Source organism: Rhodanobacter humi (assembly GCF_041107455.1).
Lineage (GTDB): Bacteria > Pseudomonadota > Gammaproteobacteria > Xanthomonadales > Rhodanobacteraceae > Rhodanobacter_A.
The window spans coordinates 1467067-1481918 of sequence record NZ_JBGBPY010000001.1 but is presented as its reverse complement, the minus strand read 5'-3'; the positions used below and the strand labels follow the sequence as shown (position 1 = coordinate 1481918).

Below are 14852 nucleotides of genomic sequence, written 5' to 3'. Positions count from 1 at the left end.
GAGGCCTTGATCGTAGGATCATGCGGAACCGCCAAGGGAGGCAGCGATGATCACGATCGATCGGGGGGTGGGGCGCGCAGCACGAGCATGGCTCTTGATGAGCGGACTCGTCATTGCCGGTTCGTTGCCGGCCGAACCACTTCCCGTGCCCGCCACGGGTGGCACGTCGAAAGAAGCCTCGATCGAGTGCAACGACAGCCTCTATCGCTTCCTGCCGGGCGAAGTGAATTTCTGCCTGGCAGCACGCGAACGGCAGCGGAACAATGCGGTCGGCACGCTGGAGATGTTGAAACTGGCGGCGGGCTGGGGCAGCAAGAAGGCCCAGTACGCACTGGGCTTGATGTATTTCAATGGCGAACTGGTCACGGCCAATCGCCCGCTGGGTCTGGCCTGGCTGGGTCTGGCCGCCGAGCGTGGCGATCGCGTTTATGGGGCTGTGTTTGCCTCCGCGTATGGCAAGGCCACGACCACCGAACGGCAGCAGGCTCAGACGAGGTATGCCTCGCTGCTGCCAGTTTATGCCGATGCGGTAGCGGCGCGGCGGGCGCAACGACGCTTCGATCGCGAGATGCATGAACTCTCGCGATTCGAGCCCTATCCCAGTGACCTTTGCATTGCAGGCATTGCAGGCATTGCAGGCGGTGTTGCCATCGACCAGGGCAATCCGGTTTGTCCAAGCTCCTCGGTAGCCGTTACGCGGTTGAACCGGATCGGCGACATGTACTTCGAGGGCTGGGTGGGGCATGTGAGCGTAGGTGCACTGCAGCCGGTGCGGAATGACGATCACAACCAGCGGGAGCAGCCATCCGCCGGCGGCAGATAGCCAAGGTCGGCAGAAGCGGCTTCCAGGAAGCGTTGAGGGCGCCACAGACACGCAAAAAACCCCGGCGCGATAACGGTCACGCCGGGGCAAACGTCATTGCATGACGTGCGAGGAGACACCATCGACCGGCGCCGTGGCGCGGATGCGGTCGTCGCGGAGGGGAGGTCCATCGGCCGCATCGGCGCCATCCACGGCAATGGAATGGCGCCAGTCAAGAAGACTGACCGGGCCTGGCCGGATTGGTTCCCGCCAAACGGCGCCGGGAGTTGCGTGACATCGCGTCAACGATGGTGGCCGCAAAAAAATCCCCTCGCTCGGAGGGGATGAAAGGAACCACCATGTTGGAGGAACGGGGTTGGCTGGATGGGCCGTCGTGCCAAGGCATCTTCATGCCCCGCGACCGGCGCGCCTCCCTGCGCGCCAGCCGCACACTGGCCTTCCACGGATAAACGGTGTCAGTGCAGCCCCAGTAGCAGGCCGAGCAGCAGGGCGCCCAGCGCCAGCGTCACCCGCAGCGGCTCGAAGCTGCGCAGTTCAGCGTTGGGGTCGCGGTCGGTGGCATCGTGGCGGGGCATGGCGGCATTCCGGAGGGCGTTGGATGCATCTCACGCCCCGGCGCGGCCGCGCGGGCGGCGCGGCAAGGGCCGCTTGCCGCTGGGTTGTGGCAAAACGCGGGCAGCGCCCGCATGCGGCTTGCGCCATCGGCGCGCACATAGCACGCTGCGCGCCATCGCATCGCAGCATCACAAAGCCGGGAGCCGCCATGGGTCGCAATATCGCCATCGTCGAAGACGAGCCGCTGATCCGCGCCAATTACGTCGAGGCGCTGAACCGCTTCGGCTACGACACCCGCGGCTACGGCTCGCGTCGGGAGGCGTCGAACGCGTTCGCGATCCGGCTGCCGGAGCTGGTCATCATCGACATCGGCCTCGGCGACGAGCCGGAAGGCGGTTTCGACCTGTGCCGTGAACTGCGCGCGAAGTCGGCGACGCTGCCGATCATCTTCCTCACCGCGCGCGATTCGGATTTCGACGTGATCTCCGGCCTGCGTCTGGGCGCGGACGACTACCTCAGCAAGGACACCAGCCTGCACCAGCTCGCCGCGCGCATCGCCGCGCTGTTCCGCCGCATCGAGTCGCTGAAGGCGCCGGCGGCCAGCGAGACGGTGATCGAGCACGGCCCGCTGAAGATGGAATCCGAGCGCATGCGCATCACCTGGAACGGCGCCGAGGTGCCGCTCACCGTCACTGAGTTCTGGATGGTGCACACCTTGATCCGCTTCCCCGGCCACGTGAAGAACCGCGACCAGCTGATGCGCGAGGCGGAACTGGTGGTGGACGACGCCACCATCACCTCGCACATCAAGCGCATCCGCAAGAAGTTCATCGCGGTGGCGCCGGAATTCGACGCGATCGAGACCGTGCACGGCGTGGGTTACCGGTGGAAGCCGTGAGCATGCGTGCGACGAGGAAGTTGCTGCTGGCGCTAACCTTGCTCGCGCCTTTTGCGGCACTGGCTGCCGCACCGACTGACGACGTGCTGGCACACGGCGTGCGCGACGGCAAGGCGCCCGCCTGGGCGATCGCGGTGGCGAGTCCGCCCGGCTGGACGCGCGATTGCTGCATGTATGCGAAGGCGATCGGCGTCGATGCCGTGCTCTACCAGGGCGAATGGACCGGCAAGCCCGAGCGCGTGATGGTGCTCAACGTGTGGCCGCGCAAGCTGGCCACGCTGGCCGACGAGCTGGCGGCCGACCGCAAGCAGTACCTGCAGCGCGATGAAGCGGGCAAGGCCACCGCCATCCGCATCCACAACCCGCACATGCCGTGCCGGGGCGTGGTGTACGAGGGCAGCGACCGCATCGACGATGCGGTGGTGTTCTGCGATCCGGGCGTGGCCAGCGGCATCCGCCTGAGCTGGTCGATGAGCTTCGCCGACGGCGATGTCACGCAGCGTGCGTTGCTCGACGCCTTCATGCGGGTGGCGACGAACGCGCGTTACCTGCGTTACGTGGCGCCGCCCGCGGCCAAGAAATCCTGACGACACGATGACCCTGCGCCGCAAGCTGCTGCTGGTCGCGCTGTGCACGCTGGCGCTGCCGGTCGCCGGCTGGCTGTACGTGCGGCAGATGGAGGCGCTGCTGCGCGAAGGACAGGCGCAAGCGCTGATCGCCTCCGCGCGCGCGGTGGCGCGCAGTCTGGTGGTGACGCACGCGCCGCTGCCGCAGGGCGAAGCGGCCTGGTACGTGCAGCAGGCGGCCAACCCGATCACCGTGGACGGCTACGGCGACGACTGGGCGCCGCTGACGCCGTGGAGCCAGCCGTTCGGCACCCGCGGCAAGCTGCTGCTGGCCGAGGATGCGAGCGGGCTGTACCTCTATGCCGAGGTGCGCGACACCCGGCGTACCCGCGCCGACGCGCAGGACGGCGCGAACGCGCTGGCCGCCGATCATCTCAACCTGGTGCTGGGCAATGCTTCCGGCCAGCAGCATTACCTGCTGGAAAGCGATGCGCCCGGCACGATCGCGGCCCGTGCGCTGGGGCCGCCGGTGGCCGGCCTGCCCGCGGAATTCCCGGCGCAATGGCAGGAGGACGGCAGCGGTTTTCGCATCGAGTTGCGCCTGCCGCGCAGCTTGCAGTTGCAGATGCTGGGCATCGGCGCCTATGTCGCGGTGGCCGGTGGCGACCGCATGGCGGTGGAAACGCGACCGCTGCTGGACTATTCGGCCGCGCTGTCCGCCGAACTCGCCAGCCTCGCGCCCGAGCGCACGCAGGCGCGCGTGCTGTCGCCGCAAGGCTGGCTGCTGGCGCGCAGCGGTCGGCTGGATACCGCGCCCGGCGCGCACGGCCAGCCTGGCTGGTTCGCATCCATGGTCTACCGTTCGCTGCTGGCCACACGGCTGGAGGACGCGAACCTGTGGGCGCAGGACGTGCCGCGGCTGGACACGCCCGAAGTGCTGCGCGCCCGCACCGGAACGCCGGTGAGCGTGTGGCGCAGCGGCGAGGAGCGCGGCAGCGTGGTGCTGAGCGCAGCGGTGCCGATCGAGAGCGACGGCAAGCCTGTCGGCGTGCTGCTGCTGGAACAGGCCAGTCGTGCGGTGCCGCTGCTGGCCAACCGCGCACTGTTCGGCCTGCTGCTGACCAGTTTCGGCGTGCTGCTGCTGGCCGGCGCTATCCTGCTGTGGTTCGCGACCCGGCTCAGCCTGCGGCTGGGTCGGTTGCGCAATGCGGCCGAGCGTGCGCAGCTGTCGGATGGACGTCTGGACGGCCTGTTCGAGCGTGGCCGCTTCCCGATGACCGACGCGCCGGACGAGATCGGCGACCTCGCGCGCAGCTTCGAGCGGCTGTTCGAGGCGGTGGGCGGCTACACCGACTACCTGCGCACGCTGGCCTCGAAGCTTTCGCATGAGCTCAACACGCCACTGGCGATCGTGAAGTCCTCGCTGGACAACCTGGAACACGCCGAGCTGCCGCCGGATGCCCAGCCCTACCTCGCTCGCGCCCGCGACGGCGTGGCGCGGCTGGGCGCGCTGGTGCGCGCGATGAGCGAGGCCAGCCGCATGGAGCGCGCGATCGCCGCCGCCGAGCCGGAAGACGTGGACCTGCGCGAGGTGGTACGCGGCTGCGCCGAGGCCTACCGGCCGCTGGCCGGTGCGCGGCGGCTGGACTGCATGCTGCCCGATGCGCCGCTGCACCTGCACTGTGCGCCCGAGCCGATCGCCCAGGCGCTGGACAAGCTGTTCGACAACGCGCTCTCGTTCACCCCGGCGGACGGCTGGTTGCGGCTCAGCCTGCGCGCCGTCGACGGCGGGGCCGAGATCGAGCTGGCCAACCAGGGCCCGCCGCTGCCCGCGGCGATGCAGGGGAGGTTGTTCGATTCGCTGGTGAGCCTGCGCGACAAAGCCACCCCCGGCGACGCGCCGCACCTGGGTCTGGGCCTGTACGTGGTGCGGCTGGTGGCCGAACGCCACGGCGGCGTGGCCAGCGCGCGCAACCTCGACGACGGCAGCGGCGTGGCGTTCAGCCTGCGCTTGCATGGCATGCCGCGGCAGCGGCTTTGAAGAGCTAAGGAGCTTCATCCTCCTTCTGTGACGCGCTCGCATCGCTGCTGTTTCCCCTCTCCCCATCGGCTTGCCGATGGGGGAGAGGGTTAGGGAGAGGGGGGCTTTTGCTCCGGAAGTCCGCGGAATGAAAGCGCCCCCTCACCCAGCCCTCTCCCCCAAGCGAGCTTGGGGGAGAGGGAGTTGCAAGTTCGGACGTCCATACGGAAAACCGCGTGGCCCTGCTATCGTGTGCAACCCGTCCCCGTCCGGATTGTTCCCCGTGATCTCCCGTAGCGATTTCGACGCGCTGGCCGCGCAAGGCCACACCCGCATCCCGCTGGTGCGCGAGGTGTTTTCCGACCTCGACACCCCGCTGTCGGTGTACCTGAAGCTGGCCGATGGCCCGTACACCTTCCTGTTCGAGTCGGTCGAGGGCGGCGCCACCTGGGGACGCTATTCGATCATCGGCTTGCCGGCGAAGCGGGTGTACCGGTTGCGCGGGCATGAACTGGAGGTGGAGGATTCGGGCGAGATCACCGAGCGTCGTCACCTGGACGATCCGCTGGGCGAGATCGAGCGGCTGCGCCAGCAATACGACGTGCCACGACTGCCGCAGCTGCCCGCGTTTTCGGGCGGTCTTGTCGGCTACTTCGGTTTCGAGACCATCGGCTACATCGAGCCGCGCCTCGCGCAGTGGGATCGCGCCGACGAGCTGGGCACGCCCGACGTGCTGCTGATGCTGGCCGAGGAGGTCGCGGTATTCGACAACCTCAAGGGTCGGTTGTACCTGATCGTGCATGCCGATCCGGCGCAGCCGCAGGCGTATGCCGAGGCGCAACGCCGGCTCGATGCGCTGGTCTACCGGCTGCGCCAGGGTGGTGCCTCGTATCCGCAGCTCACCCAGTCGACCGCGCTGGACGAGAGCGATTTCAAATCCTCGTTCACGCGCGAGGAATTCGAGGCGATGGTCGAACGCGCGAAGGAATACATTCGCGCCGGCGACATCTTCCAGGTGGTGCCCTCGCAGCGTCTGAGCGTGGGCTTCAATGCGCGGCCGGTGGACGTGTACCGCGCGCTGCGCGCGCTGAATCCCTCGCCGTACATGTATTTCGTCGACCTGGGCCGGACGCAGATCGTTGGCTCCTCGCCCGAGATCCTCGCGCGGCTGAAGGACGGCAAGGTGCTGGTGCGTCCGCTGGCCGGCACGCGCAAGCGCGGCGCCACCGAGGCCGAGGATCAGGCGCTGGAAGCGGAGCTGCTGGCCGACCCCAAGGAGCGCGCCGAGCACGTGATGCTGATCGACCTGGGACGCAACGACATCGGCCGGATCAGCGAGACCGGCACGGTGGAAGTCGCCGAATCCTTCGCGATCGAGCGCTACTCGCACGTGATGCATATCGTCTCGCAGGTGCAGGGCACGGCGAAGCCGAACCTCAGCTACATGGACGTGCTCAAGGCCACGTTCCCGGCCGGCACGCTCAGCGGCGCACCGAAGATCCGCGCGCTGGAAATCATCCAGGAACTCGAACCTTACAAGCGCAACATCTACGCCGGCGCGATCGGCTGGATCGGCTGGTGGGGCGACGCCGACACCGCCATCGCGATCCGCACCGCGGTGATCCAGGACGGCCGCCTGCACGTGCAGGCCGGCGCCGGCATCGTCTACGACTCCGACCCCGCCGCCGAGTGGGAGGAGACGATGAACAAGGGCCGCGCGCTGTTCCGCGCAGTGGCGCAGGCGGCGCAGGGCTTGTAGGCGTGCGTTCGCGGAACCTCGTGGCGTGCGTTGCGCTGACGCTGCTGGTTGCGCCGGTCGCCTCCGCGCGTGGGGGCTGGCCGGACACGCCGCTCGCCCGCACGCAGGCGCTGGCCGAGTTGCAGACGCTCAACGCCGAGTTGCTGAGTCATCCCAGCGCCACGCTGACGCTGGAGCGCTGGTGCAGTGCGCATCATCTGGCGGCGCCGGCAAAGATCGTGGCGCATCGCGTGCAGGGCGGGGACAAGCCGCTGCCGCCGGACGGTCGCACGCTGCTCGGCATTGGTGCGGGTGAGTCGGTGCGCTATCGCCGCGTGCAACTGGCCTGCGGCGACACGGTGCTTTCCGATGCCGACAACTGGTACGTGCCGTCGCGGCTGACCGCGGCGATGAACCGGCAGCTCGACACTACCGACGTACCGTTCGGCAAGGTGGTGCAACCGCTGCACTTCCGCCGCCAGACGCTCTCCGCCGAGCTGCTGTGGTCGCCGTTGCCGCAAGGCTGGGACAGTGGCGCCGCCCTGCCGCCGGCCAGCGGCCAGCCATTGGCGATCCCGTCCCACGTGCTGCAACACCGCGCCTTGCTGTACACGCAGAACAACCAGCCCTTCAGCCTGGTGGTGGAGAGCTATACCGCGAGCGTGCTGGTTCGCCCTTAGCCGGCCGACGTTTGCGTCGTAGGCGCAACGCAGGTGTTCGCGCTTGGCTCGATCTGCTGCGCAAGGTTGTAGAGGATGCGCAGATCCTCGGCATCCAGCGTGTCGCCTTGCATGCCGCGGAAGTGGTGGTGGAAGGAGCGCACGGCGGCGGCGCGGTCGTCCAGCGCATAGCCGACCACGGCCATCGCCATCCACGGATCGAAGCCGGGCGGCGGGTCGCACAACGGGCCGTGCGGCCAGCGGCCGAAGCCGGCGTCGGCGAGTTGCTGCCACGGGAACAGCGGGCCGGGGTCGTCCTTGCGACCGGGCGCGAGATCCTCGTGGCCGATGATCTGGGTGGGCGGGATGTGCAGCCGCGTGGTGAGGTCGGCGAGCAGGCGCAGCAGGCTGGCGATCTGCGGTTGGGCGAACGGCGAATGGCCGTCGTTGTCCAGCTCGATGCCGATGGAGGCCGAATTGAGGTCGGTGATGGTGCCCCAGCGTCCCGGCCCCGCCTGCCATGCGCGCAACTGGTCGGGCACCAATTGGTAGATGTGGCCGTCGCTGCCGATCAGGTAATGCGCGCTCACCGGGCCGCCACTGTTCTTCGTGCGCAAGGTGTCCAGCGCTTCCTGCGCGGAGTGCTCGTCGGTGAAGTGCAGCACGATCAGCACCGGTCGGCGGACGTCGTGGTTCGGCGAGGGCACCCAGGTGGCCAGCGGGTTGCGCAGCGGCAGCGGCGCGCAGGCGGCAAGCAGTGCGAGCGACAGCAGCAGGATGGCGGTGCGCAGGAGGCGGGGTGTGGGGTGTGTCTGTAGCATGGCGATGGGTTTCATGGCTTCTGCATTTTGCCCGTCATTCCAGCGAAAGCTGGAATCCAGTGAAGCATGCGTGCGAAGCACACGAAACAGGTATTGTGTGCTTCGCACGAGTTCCCCGACTGGATGACTCGCTGCGCTCGCCCCTGCGGGGCCGTCTGCTATGCAGACGTTCTGCGCGCTTCGCGCTTGTCCGGCCTGCGCCGGAATGACGGTGATGGCCGTGGGGGCGATGATGTTCAATGCAGGAACGGCTCCGCAATCGCCAGCACGGTGCGGTAGGGCTCAGGGTCGTTGCGGTTGCTGAGCAGGATCACCGTGAGGTGCTGCTTCGGCCAACGCACGATCACGTTGCGGAAGCCGATGCTCTCGCCTGAATGCCACAGCGTGTCGCCGGTGATGCGCCAACCGTAGCCGTAACTGGCTTCGTACGGCTCGCCCACGACCTTCGCATGCGGGCTGAAGGCGAGCTTGCGCGAGGCGTCGCTGAGCAGGCGGTCGTCGTACAGCGCAGCGTCCCATTTCGCGAGGTCGTCGATGCTGGAATAGATGCCGCCGTCGCCGCGGGTGGCGCTGGTCAGATCCTGGTCGGTGCGCTGCCATTGGCCGTCGGTTTCGCTGTAGCCGTACGCGCGGTTGGGCACTCCGCTCTTTGAAGGCATGGTGTCGTCGTGCACGTAGAGCAGGGTGTGGTCCATGTGCAGCGGCTGGAAGATGCGCCGTGCGAGGAAGTCCTGCAACGTCACGCCTGAGGCCTTCTCCACCACCAGGCCGAGCAGCACGAAACCGGTGTTGCTGTAGCGGTAGGCGGTGCCGGGCGGGAAGTAGCCGTGCGTGGTGGCGGCGATCATGCGCAGCACGTCGTTGTCGTTGAGCTGCTTCGTGGTGTCGGGCGGGATCAGGTCCTCGTAGTCGAGCAGGCCGCCGGTGTGGCAGAGCAGTTCGCTCAACGTCACATGGGCAGTGAAGGTCGGCAGCGTGGGCAGCCAGTGGCGGATCGAGTCGTCGAGCTTGAGCTTGCCGTCCTGTGCCAGCAGCAGGATCGCGGCGGCGGTGAACTGCTTGGTGACCGAGGCGAGGCGGTAGTCGGTGGCCGGGGAGGCGGCGACGTGGTGCTCCAGGTCGGCCATGCCGTAGCCGCGGTCGAGCAGAGGCTTGCCGTCCTTGATGACCAGCAGCGAGGCGCCGGGGACGTCGCCGGTGTAAGGCTGCATCAGGCGGTTGGCGTTCCGGATGGCGTCGGTGGTCGATGCGCTTGCAGTGCCGGTGATGAGAAGCGACAGGGCGAGGATGGTGGCGAGACGCATGATAAACCTCCAGGCACGGCGGCTTGAGCCCCTCCCCCGCCGGGGGAGGGGTTGGGGAGAGGGTTCGGTATCGCCGCAACGTTCGGCTTCGTCCCAACCCTTTCCCCAACCCCTCTCCCGGTGGGAGAGGGGAGTTTCGGTGGGCGCGATGTCATTCCACCGGCACGTCGTACAGCGTGTGCGGTGTGGGTTCGGGCGTGAGGGTGTAGTGCCACCACTCCAGCGGATAGTTCCGGAAGCCCTCGCGTCCCATCGCCGCGCGCAGCAGCAGGCGGTTGGTATGTTGCTTCGCGTCGATGCCGGGCGCGTCGGTATGGGCACGCACGCCGAACCAGTCGAAGCCGGTGCCCATGTCCAGCGGCGCGCAATGTGTGCCGTCGGCGGCGCAGCGTTCCATGGTGAGGTCCACGGTGGCGCCGCGGCTGTGGCCAGAGATGGGCGCGATGTAGTCGCCCAGCAGTTGCGACTTGTCCAGGTTCGGGTAGTGCTGGGGCTTGGTGCGCTGGTCGCCGAGGTCGTGCGCCCAGTGCACGAAGTCCGCCACCGCGAGGGCGGGGCGATAGCAATCCCACAGCTTCAGCCGGTAGTGCTGCGTGCGCAGTTCGCGCTCGACGCGCGCCAGCGCTTCGGCGGCGGGGCGCAGCAGCAGGCACTTGGGCGCGAGGTAGCCGTGCACTGGCCGGCCGACGAAGTTGTCGCTGCTGGCGTACTTGATGTCCTCGGCGATGTCGGGCACCAGGCTGCGGATGTCGACCAGGTTGGCCTGCGCTGCGGTCTTCGCTGGCGAGAGTTGTGGCGGTGGCTCGTCGGCCTGTGCGATCTGCAGACAGGTCGCGAGGACGATGATCGACGCGATGCCGTAGGAGCGCACCCTGTGCGCGATCCAGCTTTTCGTGGAGAGCCGATCGCGCACAGGGTGCGCTCCTACAGTGAGCCGGTGCTTCATGGGCAATCCCCGGTGCGCACGAAGTGCAGGTCTTCGTAGTCGGAACTGAAGTCGCCCAGCGGATCGACCTTGGCCATGGTCAGCGTGGCGGCCTGGCCGCCTTGCGCGGGATGGAAATCCAGCCAGGCGTCGGGGTCCATGCCATGTTTGCTCCAGTGCACCAGGTCGCGGTTGCCGAGACGCATCACGTCGCCGTTGAGCCGTGGCGACTTGGCGACGGCGAAATGCACGCGGTCGCCGCTGGGGCACAGCATGAGATCGCCCAGCCAGGGATCGCGGTAACGCCCCGTCCACGCCGCCAGCGCGGCAGGCGCGACGGGCGTGGCCTTTGAGGTGTCCGGCGCAGCTGCACGCTTGCTGGCCCGCTCGTCGATGCGTTGCTGCGCATCCGCGTACCACGTGACATCGTGCGTGTCGTCCGGCTTGGTGAAGTGCTTGAGCAACGCTTCGCCGAGCACGGTGCGCGCGGATTCCGCCTCGCCGTTGATGAGGAACACGAAGCCGTTCTTCCGGTCGGGCAGCAGCATCAGTTCGGAATACATGCCATCCAGCGTGCCGGTGTGCCACACCGTCCAGCTGCCGTCCACGTCGGTCATGCGCCAACCATAGCCGTAGGCCATGATGTGGCTGTCGTCCCAGTCGCGGCGCTGTTCGGAGACGGGGATCAGCATGTGCGGCGACTGCAGCACGTGGCGCTGTTCCGCAGAGAGCCACTGCAATTGCGCCGGCGTAGGCACCAGCCAGTTGCGCGCCCAGGTCAGCAAGCCGTCGAGGTCGCAGCGGATGCCGCCGGCGGGGGCGGAGGTGATCGCGGGAATCACCGGGCCGTCCTCGTCCACCGGCACGTTGCGGTCACCCTCGCGGGAGTGCGGCTCGGCCACGTCGCCCACCGCGTCGCGGTTCCACTCGCCGACCTGGCAGCGGGCCAGGCCCAGCGGCTGGAACACCTCGCGGTGCATCAGCGTTTCGTACGGCGCGCCGCCCGCGGCGGCGGCCACTTCGCCGGCCACCACGTAGAGCAGGTTGTCGTACTGGTACTTCGAGCGGAAGCTGTAGCCGGGCTTGATGTGGCGCAAGCCGTGGATGATGTCGGCGCGGGTGAACGCGTTCGGTTCCGGCCACAGCATCAGGTCGCCGCCGCCTTCGGGCAGGCCGCTGGAGTGCGTAAGCAGGTCGGCCACGCGCATGTTCTTCGTGACCCACGGGTCGTGCATCTGGAAGTCCGGCAGGTACTTCGTCACCGGGTCGTCCCAGCGCAGCTTGCCCTGGTCGACGAGGCGGCCGAGCAAGGCGGTGGTCATCGCCTTGCTGTTGGAGGCGATCTTGAACAGGGTGTGCGGAGTGATCTTGTGTCCCGAACCGGCGACGGTCTCGCCGCGCGTGGCAATGTAGACCACCTTGCCGTGCTCGATCACGCCGAGCGCGATGCCGGGCAGGTGGTAGCGCGCGACCACGGCGTCGAGGATGCGGTCGTAGTCGCCGTTCGCCGGAGGCGTCGCAGGCGCGGCGGCGTGCGCGGAGCCGACGATCGCGAGGACGGCGAGCAGGGCGAGGCAAAGACGCCCCCTCACCCCGACCCTCTCCCCCGCGGCTTCGCAGCAGGGGAGAGGGAGTTGGGCGTGCGCGCTGCGTTTCATGTCGTCTCCCACTGGCTGGCCGACTGTTCGCCGGCGAGCATTTCATCCAGTGTCTGCCGACGGCGGATCAGCGCATGGCGACCATGGTCGAGCAGCACTTCGGCGGCCAGCGGCCGCGAGTTGTAGGTGGAGGCCATCGAGGCGCCATAGGCGCCGGTGGCGCGGATCATCACCAGGTCGCCTGCCGCGCACGCCGGCAGCGGGCGGGCCTGTGCGAAGGTATCGCCGGTTTCGCAGACCGGGCCGACGATGTCGTATACGGCCTGTGGGCGGGCTTTGTCCGTTACCGGCACGATGTCGTGCCAGGCGTCGTACAGGCTGGGGCGGGCCAGATCGTTCATCGCCGCGTCCAGCACCAGGAAGTCGCGCGCCTCGCCCTGCTTGATGCGCAGCACGCGCGTCAGCAGCACGCCGGCCTCGGCCACCAGGTAGCGGCCGGGTTCCAGCAGCAGGCGCCCCTCGAAGCCGGCGAGCGCCTCGCGGATCACCGCCACGTAATCCGCCGGCGCGATAGTCACGTCGCCTTCGCGATAGCGCACGCCGAGGCCACCGCCCACGTCGATGCTGGCGACGGGATGACCGGCGTCGCGCAGCTCGCGCCAGAACGCGGCCACGCGTTGCAGGGCGAGGCGATATGGTTCCAGCGAGAGGATCTGCGAACCGATATGCACGTGCAGGCCGTCCAACTGCACATGCTTGAGCGTGGCGCGCGCATCGAACCAGCGGCGCGCCTCGGCGATGCTCACGCCGAACTTGTTCTCCGACTTGCCGGTGGAAATCTTGGCGTGGGTCAGTGCGTCCACGTCCGGGTTGATGCGCACCGCCGCGCGCGCCATGGCGCCGTGTTCTCCCGCAATGCGCTCGATGGCGTGCAGCTCGTCCAGCGATTCCACGTTGAAGCGCTGGATGCCCGCAGCCAGCGCCGCGGCGATCTCGTCGTCGCGCTTGCCCACACCGGAAAACACGATGCGTGCGGGAGGCATGCCGGCACGCAGCGCGCGCTGCAATTCGCCGGCGGAGACGATGTCCGCGCCCAGCCCGGCCTGCTCCATCAACTCCAGGATGGCGCGGTTGCCGTTGGCCTTGACCGCGTAGCAGATCATCGCGTCCATACCGTGCAGCGCCTGCTGCAGGCCGGCGATGCGCTGGCGGATCGCGCTGGCCGAGTAGGCGTACAGCGGCGTGCCGTATCGAATGGCGAGCGCGGCGAGATCCACGCCGTCGAAATGCGTGGAGGGCGAGGCGGCCGTAGCGCGAATATTCATGTCGATGGATGGATCAGGGCTGCGCGACCGGCGACCAGTCGAAGCTGTAGTTCCACTGGTCGTAGTAGAGGTTGCCGCCGCTCCACTCGACTTCACCGCGTTGCGAATCCACGTTGTCGGAACGGAACGCGTGCTTGGCCGGCACGAAACGCTGGCCGTAATCGCTGTTGAAGGCGACGCGCCAGGCGTCCAGCCCGCCGAGGTAGAACCATTCCAGCGCGTCGTCGCCGGGCTTGGCTTGCGCGCCCGGATGCAGGCGGCCGAAGGTGACGTCCATCGGCACCCAGCCATAGGGCGCGAGGTAGAGCTGGCCCCAGTCGTGGATGTCGTTGTAGCCGTGGTCGGCGAAGATCGCGCCGGACTGCCAGCGCGCCGGGATGCCGTTCAGGCGCAGCAGGGTGATCAGCAGCATGGTCTGCTGGCCGCAGTCACCGTGGCCGGCATGCAGCGTGTAGTCGCTGAGGTTGGGGATGGTGGAGTACTCGCGCGCGCCGGCCCACGGGATCTCGTCAACCGCGGCGAACAGCTTCTGCGCGATGCGATAGGGGTTCTTCTCGTCGCCCACCACCTGCCGCGAGAACAGGCGCAACTGCTCGGTGAACACGAGGTGCGGCGGGCGCTCGGCCACGTACGGCGCGAGTGCCGGCGTGATCGTCGCGGGCACCACCTGCGCCGGGTCGATCACGTGGTACTGCGCGGAAAGCGTGAGTTCGTAGGTGACCGAGAACGTGGTGGGCTTGCCGGCCTGCGCGGGTTTCTCGAAATACACCGTGCGCATCGGCGCGGCGTTGGGCGCGAGTTCGTGCTTCGCCGGCTCGCTGCTCACGTAGCGGATGTCGTCCTGCTGGCCCGGCAGCGGTTTCGGGTAGGGAATCCATGCCCGCACGATCTTGCCGGCCGGCACCGCGTCGGCATCCACGGTGAGCGTCTGGGTGATGCGCACGCGATGCGGCAGCACGCTGCTGCGGTGTTCCTGCAATGCGGCTGCGCGCACTTCGCGGTGGTAGTCGTTCAGCACCTGCAGCGGGTCGTCGTCGAACGGCGCCGGATGGGCGCGGCGCGCGGCGGCCTCGGCGCTGAGCCGGAAGATGTTGGAGGCGTCGCGCTTGAAGTACATCACGCGGCCATCGATCACCATGCGTTCGAGCAGGCCGTGTTCGTCCCAGTCGCGGAATTCGTCGTCGCGCAGGTCGGGCACCTGCTGGCGGATGCGCGCCTTCAGCGCGTCGGCGTCGAGCGAGAAGTCGTAGCGGATGCGGCGCATGCGTTCGCGCTGGAACAGCAGTGTCTCGCGCGTGGCGGCATCCGTCCCTGGTTGGTTCAACGCCTGCGTGATGTCGGCATCGGCGGCCTGGAACTGGCCGGCATCGACCAGGGCGGCAATGCTGGTCGGCGTATCGGTGGCCCAAGTCGCCGCAAAGGGCGCGGCCAGCAAGGCCAGCGCGAGCAGCAGGCGTGTTGCCTGGCGTGGAGCGGTTGCCACGTTCGCCACCATGAGAACCCCGCGATGCTTCCCCAAGCGGGCTGTGTAGCACGCTTGCAAATGGCGGTCAATAATTTATGCTGACGACGAAATTTATTGGAATCAAATATTCCTTGGCACATTGCGTGACCATGCTG

12 protein-coding genes are annotated in these 14852 nt (G+C 68.0%); 6 read left to right on the top strand and 6 right to left on the bottom strand.

All coding sequences use genetic code 11. From position 1 onward, the window contains the following. The first annotated feature begins 46 nt into the window (after positions 1 to 46). The 6 genes from AB7878_RS06525 (at position 47) to AB7878_RS06500 (ending at position 7280) form a co-directional block, all read left to right on the top strand. The gene (locus AB7878_RS06525; RefSeq protein WP_369493584.1) at positions 47 to 823 is read left to right on the top strand and encodes an SEL1-like repeat protein; all 777 of its coding nucleotides are present in this window, start codon (positions 47 to 49) and stop codon (positions 821 to 823) included. Positions 824 to 1586: 763 nt separating this feature from the next. Beyond that, positions 1587 to 2276 carry a proteobacterial dedicated sortase system response regulator gene (pdsR, locus tag AB7878_RS06520; RefSeq protein ID WP_369493583.1) on the top strand — a complete coding sequence of 230 codons (690 nt, stop codon included), beginning with the start codon at positions 1587 to 1589 and terminating at the stop codon, positions 2274 to 2276. 2 nt (positions 2277 to 2278) lie between these two features. Then, positions 2279 to 2863, top strand: a complete 585-nt coding sequence (locus AB7878_RS06515) for a hypothetical protein (RefSeq protein ID WP_369493582.1) — start codon at positions 2279 to 2281, stop codon at positions 2861 to 2863. Between the two features lie 7 nt (positions 2864 to 2870). Then, entirely contained in the window at positions 2871 to 4883 is a 2013-nt protein-coding gene (locus AB7878_RS06510; protein WP_369493581.1) for an ATP-binding protein, read from the top strand. A 262-nt stretch (positions 4884 to 5145) separates the two neighbouring features. Beyond that, positions 5146 to 6621 carry an anthranilate synthase component I gene (trpE, locus tag AB7878_RS06505; protein WP_369493580.1) on the top strand — a complete coding sequence of 492 codons (1476 nt, stop codon included), beginning with the start codon at positions 5146 to 5148 and terminating at the stop codon, positions 6619 to 6621. A 20-nt stretch (positions 6622 to 6641) separates the two neighbouring features. Continuing rightward, complete coding sequence (locus AB7878_RS06500) at positions 6642 to 7280, top strand: hypothetical protein (protein WP_369493579.1); 639 nt, start codon at positions 6642 to 6644, stop codon at positions 7278 to 7280. Here AB7878_RS06500 and AB7878_RS06495 read toward each other — a convergent pair. The 6 genes from AB7878_RS06495 to AB7878_RS06470 all read right to left on the bottom strand — a co-directional run bounded on the left by AB7878_RS06495 (position 7277) and on the right by AB7878_RS06470 (position 14727). After that, positions 7277 to 8095 (bottom strand): N-acetylmuramoyl-L-alanine amidase, encoded by an 819-nt coding sequence (locus AB7878_RS06495; RefSeq protein ID WP_369493578.1) that lies wholly within the window; start codon positions 8093 to 8095, stop codon positions 7277 to 7279. The two genes, AB7878_RS06500 and AB7878_RS06495, sit on opposite strands and share 4 nt — an antisense overlap. A 221-nt stretch (positions 8096 to 8316) precedes the next feature. Further along, entirely contained in the window at positions 8317 to 9384 is a 1068-nt protein-coding gene (locus AB7878_RS06490; protein ID WP_369493577.1) for a serine hydrolase domain-containing protein, read from the bottom strand. A gap of 151 nt (positions 9385 to 9535) precedes the next feature. Then, positions 9536 to 10330: a M15 family metallopeptidase gene (locus AB7878_RS06485; RefSeq protein ID WP_369493576.1), complete on the bottom strand. Its 795-nt coding sequence runs from the start codon at positions 10328 to 10330 to the stop codon at positions 9536 to 9538. After that, on the bottom strand, positions 10327 to 11901 hold the full coding sequence (locus tag AB7878_RS06480) for a serine hydrolase (RefSeq protein WP_369493575.1): 1575 nt from the start codon (positions 11899 to 11901) through the stop codon (positions 10327 to 10329). The genes AB7878_RS06485 and AB7878_RS06480 overlap by 4 nt, the downstream gene beginning before the upstream one ends. 62 nt (positions 11902 to 11963) lie before the next feature. Then, positions 11964 to 13232, bottom strand: a complete 1269-nt coding sequence (lysA, locus tag AB7878_RS06475; protein ID WP_369493574.1) for a diaminopimelate decarboxylase — start codon at positions 13230 to 13232, stop codon at positions 11964 to 11966. Between the two features lie 13 nt (positions 13233 to 13245). Further along, on the bottom strand, positions 13246 to 14727 hold the full coding sequence (locus tag AB7878_RS06470; protein WP_439653772.1) for a transglutaminase-like domain-containing protein: 1482 nt from the start codon (positions 14725 to 14727) through the stop codon (positions 13246 to 13248). Positions 14728 to 14852 lie beyond the last annotated feature (125 nt).